The sequence below is a fragment of the Paraburkholderia tropica genome (genome assembly GCF_014171495.1).
GTDB lineage: Bacteria > Pseudomonadota > Gammaproteobacteria > Burkholderiales > Burkholderiaceae > Paraburkholderia > Paraburkholderia tropica.
Genome location: NZ_CP049135.1, coordinates 89919 through 104353, shown reverse-complemented (window position 1 = coordinate 104353; position 14435 = coordinate 89919). Strand labels below are relative to the sequence as shown.

The following is a 14435-nucleotide window of genomic DNA, read 5'->3' as shown; positions in this document are numbered from 1 at the left end:
CCACTCGCTTTAATTCGCGCCGCCCTTCACTCGCACGTCCCGCAGACAATCAGAATGTTGACGGTCTGCTCCAGCGAGCCAAACATATCGACCTGCGACGCCGCTTTCACCGCGTCGAGAAAACCCGGATTCTTGAAACGCACGCGCCGCCCGCATTTCCTGCACGAAATCGAGTGCATCTTTTCGGCTTCGTACGGGCATTGAAGGAAGAACGTCGCTCGCGCGCCGGTATTGCCGGCCGCCCATTGTCTCGACACGATACCTGCGCTTTCGAAATCGACGAGCGCGCGATAAATCGACGCCTTGCTCAAGCCGATTTTCTTTCTGAGCGCGAATTTATAAATCTCGTCGGCTTTCACGCCGCGCTCGATTTCAAACATCGTTGTCAGAACGCCAATTCGCGTCGGCGTGACACGAACGCCCATCTCGTTCATGTACTTGACGACGGAATCACGGTGAGCAAAGTACTTCGAACCAACCGGCTCAATTTTTCCCATAGTGTCAATACCGGGAAAGCGGCATCCGCAACGGCACGCCCTCCCCGGTTTCCCTAACTCCGGCCCGTGGCCGGAAAGTTTCAAGGTGTCAGCACGTCGGCGTGCAACGAGACGTTGCCGCCTCAGGCCGCGCTCAATTGCGCATGCGATTGCAACGCGCCGGCCAGTTCACGCCACGCCGCCAATTCAGGCGCGCCCGGTTTGCGCGCGCCAAACAGCATGGCGATGTTCTCGCCTTGCGCGTCGAACAGTTCCACTGACGTCACGATGCCGTCGTCGGTCGGCTTGCGCACGAGCCACGCGCTCGCAACGAGATCGTTGCGCAAATGCAGATTGAAACGTTCGTCGAGCACGTTGACCCACTCGCCCATGGTGCAGATGTTCGTCACGGGCCCGGTATGAATCTGGATCATGCCGGCGTTGCCCACGAACACCATGATGGGCACCTGCTCGCGCGCGGCCTCGACCAGCAGCGTCTCGATCACGTCATCGGCGAGTCGCGTCACGTAGCGCGGTTCGGCGAGCCGCAGCGCCTGCGTGCGCGTCAGGCCGAACTTGCGCAGCAACGGGAAAAACTCGTGCGTGTCTTTCATCTCGGCCCACGCGGCGTGGAATCCGGCGCGATCGATGGCTTCATCGGCGCGCGGCGACGGTGCGGGTTCCGCGGGCTGCAAGGCGAGCACCGCCGACTGCCCGGCGTCGGTCCATTCCGCCACGATCGCGTCGAATGCCGCGTGATCGCTATGGGCGCGCAAAAACACCTTGAATACGGCTTCGCCTTGCGCATCGTAGAACTGGAAGCTTTTCATCTCGCCATTGGCCGACGCTTCGCGAACCGCGAACGCAAAGGCCCAGCGCCGATGAAAAACACGCAGATCGATATCCGCGCCGAGCACGAGGCCGACATGGCCCTCCGCGCTCACCTTTTCGAATACGCCGTCTTTTTCGTGCACGGCCGCTTCGTTGCGGGTCAACGTCATCACGGCGCCCAGTCGCGGCATTTGCGCGATCAACCCCATGAAATCAGGCTTCAAACGCACGACGTTGACGCCGACAAAAGCCGCCACCGCCTGCGCTTCACTGACCTGCATCGCCGCGGCGGCATCGCGCTGACGCAGCTTGTTCGCCGTCTTGTGCGCGAGATAAGATTCCCGCCATTGCGCACATGCTTCGGAATCCGAAAAATTAGTTTGGGTCATAACGATCCTTCGTATGTGAGGGACGAGTTTCAGAAGTCGATCTTCATGCCGACGTTGAAGTTTCGTCCGGGTGCCGTATAGGCGTTAAGCGTCGCGTAGCTCGAGGATCCCGACAGGTCTCGCACGTCGCTCCAGCGCCAGTACTTGCGATTGAACAGATTGTTGATGCCGGCCGTCAGGCTCACGTGCTGCGTGATCTTGTAGCCCGCATGCAGATCGACGATCGTGTACGACGGCGTCGAGAAATACTTCGTGCTCGACGTATTCACGTCGCTGGTGTTGCGGCGCGAGTTGTAGGTCACGTCGGCGCCCACGAACCAGCGATCGTCCGCGCGGTATTTGATCCCCAGCACGGCGGCCAGCGGCGGAACCGACATGATCCCGCTGCTCGTGCCGTCGGTGTTCTGCTCGCTGCCGTCGATATAGGCCACGCCGCCCTTGACCTCGACCGACTCGCCCGCGAACCAGTCGAATTTCGCTTCGACGCCCTTGATGGTCGCCTTGCTGAAATTGATGTACTGGAACTTCTCCGGATCGCTCGCCGAAGTAATGCTGCCGCCCACCACTTCCGAGTCGATGAAGTTCTTGTAGCGGCCATAGAATGCCGACGCGCTGTACGCCACGCGATTCGTGCCGAATGCGAGCTTGCCGCGCATACCCGCTTCGAACGAGTTGCTGGTTTCCGGCTTCAGATTCGGATTGCCGACCTGCTCGTAATAGGTGTGATACAGCGAGGCCGCCACGCCGCCGCCGTAATAGCTGTTGACCTGATTGGCCGACGGCGCGCGGAAGCCGCGTGCGTATTGCACATACGGCACGAGCGCCGGGCTGATTTCATACAGGAACGCGAGGCGCGGCGAGAGCGCATTGCCGCTCGAATTGGACAGCGGCTGCGTCGACGCGCTCGCGGCCGACGTATAGGTGCTGTCGGCATCGGGCGTCATGTGGTAGTAGTCGAAGCGCAGGCCCGGCACGAAGGTCAGCTTGTTCCAGCTGATGCTGTCCTGCATGTACGCGCCCAGATTGAGCGTTTGCGTCTTCGGGAAATTCTCCAGATAACCGGAGGTCGTATCGACCGTATTGCCGTTCGAATCGGTGCTGTATTGCGACACGCTCAGGTCGAAACCGTACACGAGCTTGTGCGAGAACGGACCGGTCTTGAACGAACTTTCGGCCACGCTATTGCCACCGACGATGCTCTCGCCATAGTGGTTGTAGCGCGTGACATCGGTCGTCGTCTCGCCGATCAGCAGCGACTGGTCGGTCGCCGCGTTGCGGTAGAACACCGAGCTCTTGACGTGCTGCACCCAGCGATTCGTTTCGTCGTCGTGATCCCATTCGAGCTTCACGCGATTGCTCGTCACGTTGTTGGTCGTGTTGTACGAGGTGGTATTGGCGGTGTAATTGCCAATCTCGTACAGACTGTCGACTTCATTGGAATTGTTGAGCGTTTCGGCGGTCAGCTTGAGCTTGTCGGTCGCCGAGAGCCTGAAGACGAGTTTCGCCAATGCCGAGCGGTTGTTGTACGTCGCCGGATCGGCTTCGTCGCGATTCGCGCCCGTGCCGCCGGTGCTGCCGTGATTGTCCAGTTCGTGGCCATGACGGCCCGAGAGCATCAGCAAACCCTGCACCGCGCCATTCGCAGTGCTAAACGCCGTGGTCGCAGTGCCACCCCAGCTGCGATCGCTCGAGTCATAGTCCGAGCGCACGGAGAAATATGTTTTCTTGCCGTAGATGCTCAGCAAGTCGGCGGGATCCTTCGTCACGAAGTTCACCGCGCCGGTCAGGCCGTCGCTGCCGTACAGCACGGACGCGGGGCCGCGCAACACTTCGACGCGTTCGTACAGGTCCGTGTTCAGATAGTCGCCGCGACCTGCCGAGCCGGAGCCGAAGGAGAACGATTGCGGCAGCGGAATGCCGTCTTCGAGCAGCAGGACCTGATTGCCTTCGAGGCCGCGAATGTTGATGCCGTCGTTGCCGGCGCGGCCCGTCGAGCTGCCGATGCCGCTCGGGCGATAGGCCTGGCGATTGACGGCCACGCCCGGCTCGTATTTCAGCGCGTCCTTGATGTCCTTGGCGTTGTTCTCCTCCATGTCGTCGGACGTGATGACCGACACCGTCGCCGCCGATCTGGTCGGGTCCGTCTTGCCGATGCGGTTCGCCGTCACCGACATGACGTTCAACTGGCTTTCCGCGCGCGATGTCGCGGTCTTCGCAGTTTTCCCGCTCGATGCAGCGTCCGAGGCCGCAGTCGCGGCAGCCGCCGACGGGGCCGTTTGGGCCTGTGCCCCTTGCACGCCCGTGAGTTCCGCGAGCGCCAGTGGAATCAAAATCGCCAGAATTCTTCGCTGAAACACCATCTTCCCCTATTGATTGGCTTACTTTTTCGTCGCATAAGCCGACAGAATCATTAAGGTTGGTGAATATACATGAGAAGCATTCTCATTTACATCGCACGTAAAATTACGGCGTGTTTCGTGGATGTCAGGAAGATCGGGCGTTGTCGGGTCGCGGGAAGCCTTGACGGGCGGGCTCGCGGCGGTGCAATCCGATGCGGCACTATTTAATCTGGCGCGCTTCGAGGCGGCGTCGCGCGTGGCGTTCAGACGCGCGATCTCCTCGCGGTCCGGCGCGCGTTCCGCCCGGAGTGGCCGAATCGGCAAGCGGTGTACGCTGGCAGCAAACCGACGTCGTCGCGCGATCGAACGGCATAGCCAAAACAAGCCACCACACCTTCCGGAGAACGCCATGGCTGACAAGAAAGACGCCCCGCACCACCCCGCTGAAGCAACGGGCATGACGCGCGGGTTGACCTCTTACGGCGATCAGGGGTTTTCGCTGTTCCTTCGCAAAGCGTTCATCAAAGGAGCGGGTTACACGGACGAGGCGCTCGAACGTCCGGTGATCGGCATCGTCAACACCGGCAGCGGCTATAACGCCTGCCACGCGAACATGCCGCAACTGATCGAAGCCGTGAAGCGCGGCGTCATGCTCGCGGGCGGTTTGCCGATCGACTTTCCGACCATTTCGATTCACGAAAGCTTCGCGTCGCCCACGTCGATGTATCTGCGCAATCTGATGTCGATGGACACCGAGGAGATGATTCGCGCACAACCGATGGACGCCGTCGTACTGATCGGCGGTTGCGACAAGACGGTGCCCGCGCAATTGATGGGCGCGGCCTCGGCCGGTCTGCCCGCCATTCAGCTCGTCACCGGCGCGATGCTCACGGGTTCGCATCGCGGCGAACGCGTGGGCGCGTGTACGGATTGCCGTCGCTACTGGGCCAGGTTCCGCGCGAATGAAATCGATCAGGACGAGATCGACGACGTCAACAACCAGCTCGTGGCGAGCGTGGGAACGTGCTCCGTCATGGGGACCGCGAGCACGATGGCCTGTATTGCCGAAGCGCTCGGCATGACGGTTCCCGGCGGTGCGTCACCGCCCGCGGTCACGGCCGATCGTATCCGTGTGGCGGAGCAAACCGGCACAACCGCCGTGAAGCTCGCCAAATCGCGGCTGGGCATCGACCGGATTCTCACGCCTCACGCCTTCGACAACGCGATGCGCGTGCTGCTGGCGATCGGCGGCTCGACCAACGCCATCGTGCATCTGAGCGCGATCGCCGGGCGAGTCGGTCACAAGATCGATCTCGATACGCTCGACCGGATGGGCAAGGAAACGCCCGTGCTGCTCGACCTCAAACCGACCGGCCAGCACTACATGGAAGATTTCCATCACGCCGGCGGCGTCGCCACGCTGCTGCGCGAGTTGAAGCCGCTGCTGCATCTCGATGCGATGACGGTCAGCGGTCTCACGCTCGGCGAGCAGATCGAGGCGAGCGGCCCAGGCTTCGCGCAAACGGTCGTGCGTGCGTTTTCGCAGCCGGTTTATCCGCAAGGCGGCCTGGCCGTTTTGCGCGGCAATCTCGCGCCGGGCGGCGCCATCATCAAGCAGTCGGCCGCCGACGCGCGATTGATGGAGCACGAGGGACGCGCCGTGGTGTTCGAGACGGTCGAAGACCTCATGCAGCGCATCGACGATGAAGCGCTCGACGTGAACGCCGACGACGTGCTCGTCCTCAAGAACATCGGTCCGCTGGGCGCACCCGGCATGCCCGAAGCGGGCTACCTCCCGATTCCCCGCAAGCTCGCGCGGGCCGGCGTGAAAGACATGGTGCGCATTTCCGACGGCCGCATGAGCGGCACCGCGTTCGGCACGATCGTCCTTCACGTGACGCCCGAAGCCGCTGCGGGCGGCACGCTGGCTTATGTTCGAAACGGCGACCGCATTCGCCTGAGCGTCCGCAATCGCGAGGTCACGCTGCTCGTCTCCGATGACGAACTACAGCAGCGTGCAGCACAGACGCCGATCGCGCGCCCCACAGCCGAGCGCGGCTACCGCAAGCTCTTTCTGCAGAGCGTCACGCAAGCCGACGAAGGCGTGGATTTCGATTTCCTGCGAGCGGCGAGCCTGCAGAACAAACCGCCATCCGCGTAGACAGGCGCGCATGACGGCGTAGCGCCGAGCCCTATCGTTGCGATGCTCGCAGCGCGGCGTATCGGCGCTTCACCACGAGTGCGAGCGGAACCGTGAAGCAGAAATGCGACATGAATCCGCCGATAACGACATTGGGATCGAAGTAATTCGGGTGATTGTCCGACGCGATGGAAATCGCCACGTGCATGGCAATCCAGGCAAGGATCGCGTAGAACAACGCGATGAACGTCGCCTCGTAACCGCGACGCTGGAAATACGGCCAGACGCGTGCGAACAGCACGCCCCATGCGGCGGCGAACGCGAAGTGAATAATCGTGCCGAGCACATAAGCGCCAATGCCCAGACTCTGCTGGACATGCTTGCCGAACACGAGGCCCGTGGCGTTGCTGGGGATGCCGCCGAGCGTCAATAGATGCTGCACGCCAACCCAGACCACCGCCTCGTAAATCCAGATGCAGATCGCGCCCGTGAGGCCCGCCACGATTCCGCTGGACACCATCGCGGCCATACTCGGCCAACCGCCAGCGGCATTCACTGCACTCTTTCCGTAGCCATTGTCGCGAGCGCCTGCGCTGCCGTTCATTGTCGTTCCTGTTCGACCGTTGTGGGTTCGCCGGCCGGTTTCACGGCCAGCTTGCACAACATAGGAAACGCGCGTGAGCGGGACTATCGAGGGTAAACGGCAAGTCATCGACAGGACGCAAGCGCTAACGCGCCATCCACACCTTGCGCGGATAGCGCTTTTCGCCACCCATTCAATAAGTAAATTAGATGTCTTATTAAACACTTTGCAATCGATTCGGCAAATTCAACGCCTTATTCACTCCGGCGTCAGCACGAAATCGAATGTCGACCGCCAGCGCGTGCTGCCGTCGTTCACGCGTTCGAACGGCGCAACGAGCGTCTCCTTGACGCCAAATACCGCATCGGATTTCAGATAGGCGTCGTCGCCCACGAAGGTGTGCGTGACGATCTTCTCGAAACCGGGCGCAGTCACAATGAAATGCATATGCGCGGGCCGGTACGGATGCCGCCCGAGCGCCGCCAGCATCTTGCCGACCGGGCCATCGTCGGGAATCGGATACGACACCGGCTTAATGCCGACAAAACGGTATGCGCCATCGGCGCCCGTCGTGAAGATGCCGCGATTGTTCCATTTCGGCTGAACGCCGGGCTGCTGAACGTCGTAGAAACCCTCCGGGTTATCGGACCAGACATCGAGCCGCGCACCGGCCACCGGATTGCCCTGAAGATCGAGCACGCGTCCTTCGAACACGCAGCTTTCGCCTTTCCCATCGAGCGTGATGCATGCACCCATCTCGCGCTGCGGCGACTCGGCCACATGAAACGGACCGAGCACGGTATTTTCGGTCGCGCCATCAGGGCGACGATGGTTGATCGCATCGACGAGCATCGACACACCCAGCGTATCGCTCAGCAGAATGAACTCCTGGCGCTCGTTGCCGCAAATCTGTCCGGTGCGCGTCAGGAATTCGATGGCGCTTTCCCACTCGTCCTGCGTGAGATGAACGTCCTTGATAAAGGCGTGGAGATGCTTGACGAGCGAGGCCATGACCGTCTTCAGGCGCGCGTCGACCTCCACGCCCATGCGTGCATTCACGGCCTGCTCCGAACTGGCTTCGGTAAAGAACTGGGACATGTTTAGCATTCCTTTTAATATGTTGACGAGCCGTTATTCCGGCCGCGTGCCTTCCCACGCGCGCTGCAGCAACGCACGTACGGCGTCGCGCTCGACAGGCCGCGGATTCCAGTACGGGTTGCGCACCGCGAGGTCGGCGGCTGCGTCGAGTTGCGCGGATGTCAGCCCGAGATCGCGCAGGGCAAGCGGCGCGCCAAGCGAGCGCGCGAAGTCGTAGAGGCCGCCGCCGATCGATCCACCGAACAGTTGCGCAAGCGGCTGAAGTTCCTGCGCCGCCGCATTGGCGTTATAGGCCGCGGAATGCGCCAGTACGATGGCGTGCGTTTCCGCGTGAGGCAGATCGAAGCTGCCGCCCAGCGTGTGGCAGAGTTTGTGATGCAAGGACATGCCGACCGTGCCGAGCACCGAGCCGCACAGCCACGATCCATAAAGCGCACGGGATCGGGCGGCGAGATCGTCGGGGCGCGTGACGATCGCAGGCAGCGCATCGCGCAACGCCCGCACGCCTTCGACGGCCATCAGCGACGTCACCGGATTGCGATCCCGCGCGTAGACGCCCTCCACGGCATGCGCGATCGCGTTCAGGCCGCTCGTCACGCTCATCGCGACCGGCAGGCCGAGCGTCAGCGTCGGATCGTAGATCACCACTTCCGGCAGGATCTTCGGATCGCGCACGGTCGTCTTGATGCCGTCTTCGGTTTGACCGAGGATCGGCGTGACTTCCGAACCGGCATAGGTCGTCGCGACCACGATCTGCGGGGCGTCGTTGCGCCACGCGATGGCCTTGCCCAGGCCGATCGTCGATCCACCGCCGAGCGACACGAGACAATCCGCGCGCGCCGCATCGAACGCGGCGAGCGCATCGCGCGTGACCGCCACGGGCGTGTGCATCGCCGCCTCGCTGAACACGCCCGCCGCCAGCGGGCCGATCTGCGCGGCCAGTTTCTGCGCGTCGGCGCATTGCGACGGCGTCGAGAGAATCAGCGCGCGCTTCGCGCCCAGTCGCGCGATTTCGTCGGCGACGGCGTCAAGCGTTCCGGGGCCGAACAGAATGCGGCCCGGATGCATATCGTAGGTAAAACTCGCAGTCATGAACGCACTCCGTACTCAAACGACTTCGCGAACGCGAACATGGAGCTTCGCGATGACTTCGTCGAAACGCTCACGCAACTGCGCCGCGCTGCTCGCCGTGGCCGCCACGTAAAAGTCGGGGCGCAGCACGACATAGCTTGCCTCGATTTTTTCGAGCCAGTGCCGATACGTTGAGTCGATATCGAGCGCTTCGCAAGCCGTATTTGCACCACCCGGCGTGGCGATGCGCGCCGTGCGGCCTTCGATCAGCGCCAGTTGCTCCAGCCGCTCGGGCCCGAGCGCCTGCGCCGGATCGGCATCCAGACCGATCACGAACCAGCCATGCCCGACAGCCTGATCAAAACGGTCGCGCCGCCCGTTCGCCTCGACCACGCCCTGCACCGACAACTCGCCCGCATGCGCCGATCCGGCGGACCAGGCGCCCGGCCCCAGATGGCACACATCGGTCGGCACCGGCTGATGGTTGCGTGCCAGCAAATCGGCCTTCATTTTCACGTCGCGCTCGGCGGCCTCGTTTTCGTTCGCAATGCAGATGATCTTGCCCAGCGCCTGGCTGAACTCGATGTAATGCTTCGCGTGTTCAAGGCGTTCCGTGGTGTAACTGTCGAGCACGGCGTCGGACATCCGGCCTTCGAGCATCGCGTTCAGACGCCAGCCGAGCGCGAACGCATCGCGCAACCCCGCGCACATGCCCTCGCCCGCGAACGGCGGCATCAGATGCGCGGCGTCGCCCGCAATCACGCAACGGCCGCGATGCCAGGTCTTCGCCCAGCGAGCCTGAAAGCGATAGACCGCGCTGCGTTCGAGTTCGGCGTTGTCGGGCGTCATGCCCCAGGGCGCCAGCAGTTCCCACGCGCGTCGCGTCGTCTGCAATTCCTCGGCCGACTCGCCCGGCAGGACCATGAACTCCCAGCGTCGACGACCCGGGCCGCCGGGCACGATCGTCGTCGGCCGCTTCGGATCGCACAGTTGCCACTGCGTCGGCTGCGCGGTGTAGGCCTCGCGCGGGATGAGGTCGAGAATGAGCCAGTCGAAGAAATAACCGCGGTCCTCGTTCTCGATGCCGAGCGCCTCGCGCACGAAGCTGTTCGCACCGTCCGCGCCCACCAGGTACTGCGCGCGCAGCACGCGGGCATCGGCATCGGCATCGACATCACCGCCACCCTCGCCAACTTCCTGCGGCGTGCGTCTGAGCGACACCGTCACGCTGTCGCGGTCCTGGACCAGCTCCGTGCCCTCCCATCCACGCAATTGCGTGACGCCCGGCATACCGTCGACGATGCGCGTGAGCCGCGCTTCGAGGTCGGGCTGATTGAACCAGTAACGCACGCGCCAGCCCGACGCGGACTGGCTCTGCCAATCGACGATCTGCAGATTCTCGCCGCGCGCGTCTTTCCAGTAGTACAGCTCGTCGTGATACGAGATGGCCGGATCGCGCTCCGAGTCGATCCCGAGCGTCGCGAGAATGCGGGCGATTTCGTGGTCGTAGGTGACGGCGCGCGGGCGGCCGTACGCCTTCGACCAGCGCTCGACCAGCGTGACGCGTTTGCCGCGCTGACCGAGCAGGATCGCGAGCAGCGTACCGACGGGGCCGCCGCCGATGATGGCGACGTCAGCATCGAAGCGGGAATGCGGGCTTGAGGCGGGGGCGTTCATATTCTGTCTCCTGGATTCGTCGCCCTGCTGGGCTAATGTGGCACGGTGCGAGCCGCTGCCCGGGACGCCTGCCGTCCGGCCATCGGCGCATCCGCACGTCGCTTGAGACAGAATGTAGATCAAAACTGAATGTTCGTCACATATGGTAAACGCTCAGATACGATATTCGCTCATAGTCAATGATCGCGGATCATTTGTCCCCATGGAACGCACCGCCACGCAGCCTGACATCCGCCCATTCGGATTAGAATGATCGTCAACAATGACTCTGGATGGATTTCGATGAGCGCTTCGGCCCAGGAAAGCGAGAAGGAAGGACGCGTGGCGCGGCGGCAGCGCCGTAACCGCGAGGCGCTGATCAAGGCCGCCGGCACGATCATGAGCGAGAAAGGCATCGACGCCGCGACGATGCTGGAGATCGCCGATCTCGCCGACGTCGGCGCGGGAACGGTCTACAACTACTTCAAATCGAAGGACGAACTCGCGATCGCGGTGCTGGAGGACATGATGCACGAGCTGGCGCTGCGCATCGAACGCGCGACCGCCGGCCTGTCCGATCCGGCCGAGGTCTACGCATTCGGCATTCGCACGGTGCTCGAAGCGGCCACGACGGATATCCGCTGGAAGGAAATGCTGTTCCGCTCGGAGGTAATCGCCGACGCGCTGTTCCGGCGCATGGGGCCGTTCGCGATTCGCGATTTGCGCCGAGCCGTCGAGGCGGGACTGTTCAGCGTCTCCGATCCCGATCTCGTCTGGCACCTGAGCGCGCACGCGATTGTCGGCGCCAGCCTCGCCATCACCACGGGCCGGATCTCGGGCAGCGTCAAGGACGAGATCGTCGTGCGCCTGCTCTGCATGACCGGCATCGGTATCGAGGCGGCCACGGCACTCGCGGCGCGTCCGCGGCCCGCTTCCGTGATCGCATCGATCGCATAAACGAGTGATTCACACCATCGGCGTAATTGACGGGTTTAAACCATGCACATTCGTACAGCTTCGAAAACCGACGCACACGCCATCAGCGCAGTGGCGGTCCAGACATTCGCACTCGCCTGTCCCGCGAATACGCCCGAATTCGAGCTTCGAAAATATATCGACGAGAATCTCACGCCGTCGCGCTTCGAATCGATTCTCGCGGACGGCAACTTCGATGTGCGCGTCGTGGACGATGGCGGGAATGTCGTCGGTTTCAGCGTGCTGACTCATCGTCCTGACGTGCTGGACATGCCGCTCGCAGACGGCATCGCGGAATTGACCCGGTGCTATGTACTGCCGGCGTATCACGGCACCGGCGCGGCGCAAAAGCTGGTGACGGCCACGCTCGCCGCATTGAATGGCGCGGTCCGACTCACCGTCAACGATCAGAACGCGCGCGGCATCCGCTTTTACGAGCGCAATGGATTCGCGACGGTCGGCGAAACCACGTTTGAATGCGGCGACGATCTCCATCGGGATCTGGTGATGGTTCGGGCCGCCGCGCGTTAGCCGTTCCAGGAACATCGATAGAAAAAATGCTTCGCTCGCAAGAGCGACCAAAAGCGCATCATGGCGGATCGTTCCGTCAACCTAGATGATGCTCATGTCTCACCCGCTGCCCCGTTTCGGTGTCTGGGCTCTGGTCCACGGCAGCCGCGCCGCCCTGCAAGATCCCGCCGAGCCCTACGACGCGTCGTGGGCTCGCAACAAGGCCCTCGTGCTGGAGGCCGAACGCCTCGGCTACGACTCGGTTCTCGTCGCTCAGCACACGATCAATCCGCACGATCCGCAACTCGACCAGCTCGAAGCGTGGACCGCCTCGGCCGCGCTCGCGGCGCTCACCGAGCGCATCGAGATCATCGCGGCGATCAAGCCTTATCTTTACCATCCCGTCGTGCTCGCCAAGATGGCGCAGCAGATCGAACACATCAGCGGCGGCCGTTTCGCGATCAATCTCGTCAACGCGTGGAACCGTCCCGAACTGGAGCGCGCCGGCATCGGCTTCGCGGAACACGACGCGCGCTATGCCTACGGCCGCGAATGGATCACGGTGGTCGATTCGCTGTTGCGCGGCGAACGCACGTCGTTCGACGGCGAACATTTTCGCGTCGACGACTACGCGCTGCGCCCCGCCGATCCTTACCGCGAACGTCCGCGCATTTATGTGGGCGGCGAATCCGAACCGGCGCGTCAGCTCGTGGCGGATAAAGGCGACGTGTGGTTCATCAACGGCCAGCCGCTCGACGACGTGCAGCGTCTGATCGGCGACGTTGCCGCGCGTGCACGACCGCAAGGCCGCCCCGCGCTGCGCTACGGTCTCTCGGCTTTCGTGATCGCGCGCGAGACCGATGCGCAGGCGCATGAGCATCACGCGCACCTTTTCGCGCTCGCGGAAAAAGACCGTCCGCTGCGCGAGCGCCAGCAGGCGAACATCGACCCGAAGGCCGTCATGTTCCAGACCTTTGCGCAATCGGCCCGCGTGGGATCGAACGGCGGCACGGCCGCGCAACTCGTGGGCAGCTATGACGCGGTCGCGCAGCGCATCGCCGACTTTCATCGCGCCGGCGTCGAACTGTTCATGCTGCAATTCCAGCCCTTCGAGGCGGATATGCGCACGTTCGCGCAGCACGTCGTCCCGCGCGTGAAGGCGCTGCTGAGCTAATTCAACGCAAGCCGCGACTGATCCCGGTCGATCGCGGGTTCGATATTTCCACTTTGATCAGTCATCCTATGGATATTCAACGTCGCCGTTTCATCAACACGCTGACGGCCGCCACGCTGGGCACCGTCGCCGCGCCCGCCTTCATGTCGATCGCGCGCGCCGCCGAGACGCGCACGCTGCGCATCGGTTATCAGAAGTTCAACACGCTCAATATCCTCAAGGGCACCGGCCATCTCGAACGCGCGCTCGAACCGCTGGGCTGGAACGTGCGCTGGGCCGAGTTCACGGCCGGGCCGCAACTCACGGAAGCGCTCAATGCGGGCGCGCTCGACTTCGGTCATGCGGCGGATACGCCGTCGGCCTTTGCCAATGCCGCGGGCGTGAACGCGGTCTATCTCGGCGCCGAGCAACCGTATCCGAAGGGAATCGGGATCTTCGTGCCGGCCAACTCGCCGATACGCTCGATCCGCGAATTGCGCGGCAAGAAAGTGGCGATCGGCCGCGGCTGGAACGTGCAATATCTGCTGGTGCGGGCGCTCAACGAAGCCGGCCTGCAATACACGGATATCGAGCCCGTCTATCTCACGAGCGCAGCGGATGTGAGCGCCACCTATCTGTCCGGCAATGTCGATGCCGCGGGCCTCTGGGATCCGTTCCTCGCCAGCCAGCAACTCGCCACGTCGCCGCGCGTGCTGCGCGACGGCACCGGCCTCTCGAATAACCGGACCTTCCATCTCGCGCGCCCGGAATTCGTGAAGGCCAATCCGGACGTGATCCGCGTGCTCTTTCGCGAACTGCGCAACGCGAACACCTGGACGCAAAGCCATCCGCAGGAAACGGCGAGCCTGCTCGCGCCGCAACTGGGCGTGCCGCCTGGCGTGTTGCTGCTATCGACCGAACGCCGTCACTACACGACCGTTGCCGTGACGCCCGACATCGTCAAGGAACAGCAGGATATCGTCGATACGTTCCATGGGCTCGGGCTCATCAAGGAACGCGTCGATGTCGCGCGATTCGTGTATCCGGAGGTCTTCGTGTAAGACGCCGTGGGGACGCCCGAACGTTGGGCGCCCCCACGACTCCCGCATCGCTCAGCGTGTTGGCCGAACAGCGCAGGCGCCTTCAGGCGCGCCGTGATCGCCGTAATCGCCGTGACCTAAAGGATTCTTCATGTTTGATTGCGCGGGATCTGG

12 protein-coding genes are annotated in these 14435 nt (G+C 63.0%); 5 read left to right on the top strand and 7 right to left on the bottom strand.

From position 1 onward, the window contains the following. Positions 1 to 26 precede the first annotated feature (26 nt). From G5S35_RS15210 to G5S35_RS15200, 3 genes are read right to left on the bottom strand one after another with little or no spacing between them, the layout of a single operon-like run. Positions 27 to 581 (bottom strand): Fur family transcriptional regulator, encoded by a 555-nt coding sequence (locus G5S35_RS15210; RefSeq protein ID WP_124260535.1) that lies wholly within the window; start codon positions 579 to 581, stop codon positions 27 to 29. A 38-nt stretch (positions 582 to 619) separates the two neighbouring features. Continuing rightward, the gene (locus tag G5S35_RS15205; RefSeq protein WP_183039147.1) at positions 620 to 1696 is read right to left on the bottom strand and encodes a hemin-degrading factor; all 1077 of its coding nucleotides are present in this window, start codon (positions 1694 to 1696) and stop codon (positions 620 to 622) included. Between the two features lie 29 nt (positions 1697 to 1725). Beyond that, positions 1726 to 3870, bottom strand: a complete 2145-nt coding sequence (locus G5S35_RS15200) for a TonB-dependent hemoglobin/transferrin/lactoferrin family receptor (protein WP_231957582.1) — start codon at positions 3868 to 3870, stop codon at positions 1726 to 1728. A gap of 574 nt (positions 3871 to 4444) precedes the next feature. On the opposite strand from G5S35_RS15200, the gene G5S35_RS15195 reads away from it, so the two are divergent. Beyond that, the gene (locus G5S35_RS15195; RefSeq protein WP_124260534.1) at positions 4445 to 6196 is read left to right on the top strand and encodes an IlvD/Edd family dehydratase; all 1752 of its coding nucleotides are present in this window, start codon (positions 4445 to 4447) and stop codon (positions 6194 to 6196) included. 31 nt (positions 6197 to 6227) lie between these two features. On the opposite strand, the gene G5S35_RS15190 is transcribed toward G5S35_RS15195, so the two are convergent. From G5S35_RS15190 to mhpA, 4 genes are all read right to left on the bottom strand, one after another. Beyond that, positions 6228 to 6695: a hypothetical protein gene (locus tag G5S35_RS15190; protein ID WP_237181415.1), complete on the bottom strand. Its 468-nt coding sequence runs from the start codon at positions 6693 to 6695 to the stop codon at positions 6228 to 6230. A 321-nt stretch (positions 6696 to 7016) separates the two neighbouring features. Then, positions 7017 to 7856 (bottom strand): intradiol ring-cleavage dioxygenase, encoded by an 840-nt coding sequence (locus G5S35_RS15185; RefSeq protein ID WP_065060657.1) that lies wholly within the window; start codon positions 7854 to 7856, stop codon positions 7017 to 7019. A 33-nt stretch (positions 7857 to 7889) separates the two neighbouring features. Continuing rightward, positions 7890 to 8948 carry a maleylacetate reductase gene (locus G5S35_RS15180; RefSeq protein WP_183039144.1) on the bottom strand — a complete coding sequence of 353 codons (1059 nt, stop codon included), beginning with the start codon at positions 8946 to 8948 and terminating at the stop codon, positions 7890 to 7892. 15 nt (positions 8949 to 8963) lie between these two features. Further along, positions 8964 to 10727 (bottom strand): bifunctional 3-(3-hydroxy-phenyl)propionate/3-hydroxycinnamic acid hydroxylase MhpA, encoded by a 1764-nt coding sequence (mhpA, locus tag G5S35_RS15175; protein WP_237181414.1) that lies wholly within the window; start codon positions 10725 to 10727, stop codon positions 8964 to 8966. A 159-nt stretch (positions 10728 to 10886) separates the two neighbouring features. Here mhpA and G5S35_RS15170 point away from each other — a divergent pair, with 159 nt between their 5' ends. The 4 genes from G5S35_RS15170 to G5S35_RS15155 all read left to right on the top strand — a co-directional run bounded on the left by G5S35_RS15170 (position 10887) and on the right by G5S35_RS15155 (position 14282). Further along, positions 10887 to 11540, top strand: a complete 654-nt coding sequence (locus tag G5S35_RS15170) for a TetR/AcrR family transcriptional regulator (protein WP_183039142.1) — start codon at positions 10887 to 10889, stop codon at positions 11538 to 11540. Between the two features lie 42 nt (positions 11541 to 11582). After that, entirely contained in the window at positions 11583 to 12089 is a 507-nt protein-coding gene (locus tag G5S35_RS15165) for a GNAT family N-acetyltransferase (protein WP_065060654.1), read from the top strand. 94 nt (positions 12090 to 12183) lie between these two features. Further along, positions 12184 to 13242 (top strand): LLM class flavin-dependent oxidoreductase, encoded by a 1059-nt coding sequence (locus tag G5S35_RS15160; RefSeq protein WP_183039141.1) that lies wholly within the window; start codon positions 12184 to 12186, stop codon positions 13240 to 13242. A gap of 68 nt (positions 13243 to 13310) precedes the next feature. Beyond that, entirely contained in the window at positions 13311 to 14282 is a 972-nt protein-coding gene (locus G5S35_RS15155) for an aliphatic sulfonate ABC transporter substrate-binding protein (protein ID WP_074982368.1), read from the top strand. Positions 14283 to 14435: the final 153 nt, after the last annotated feature.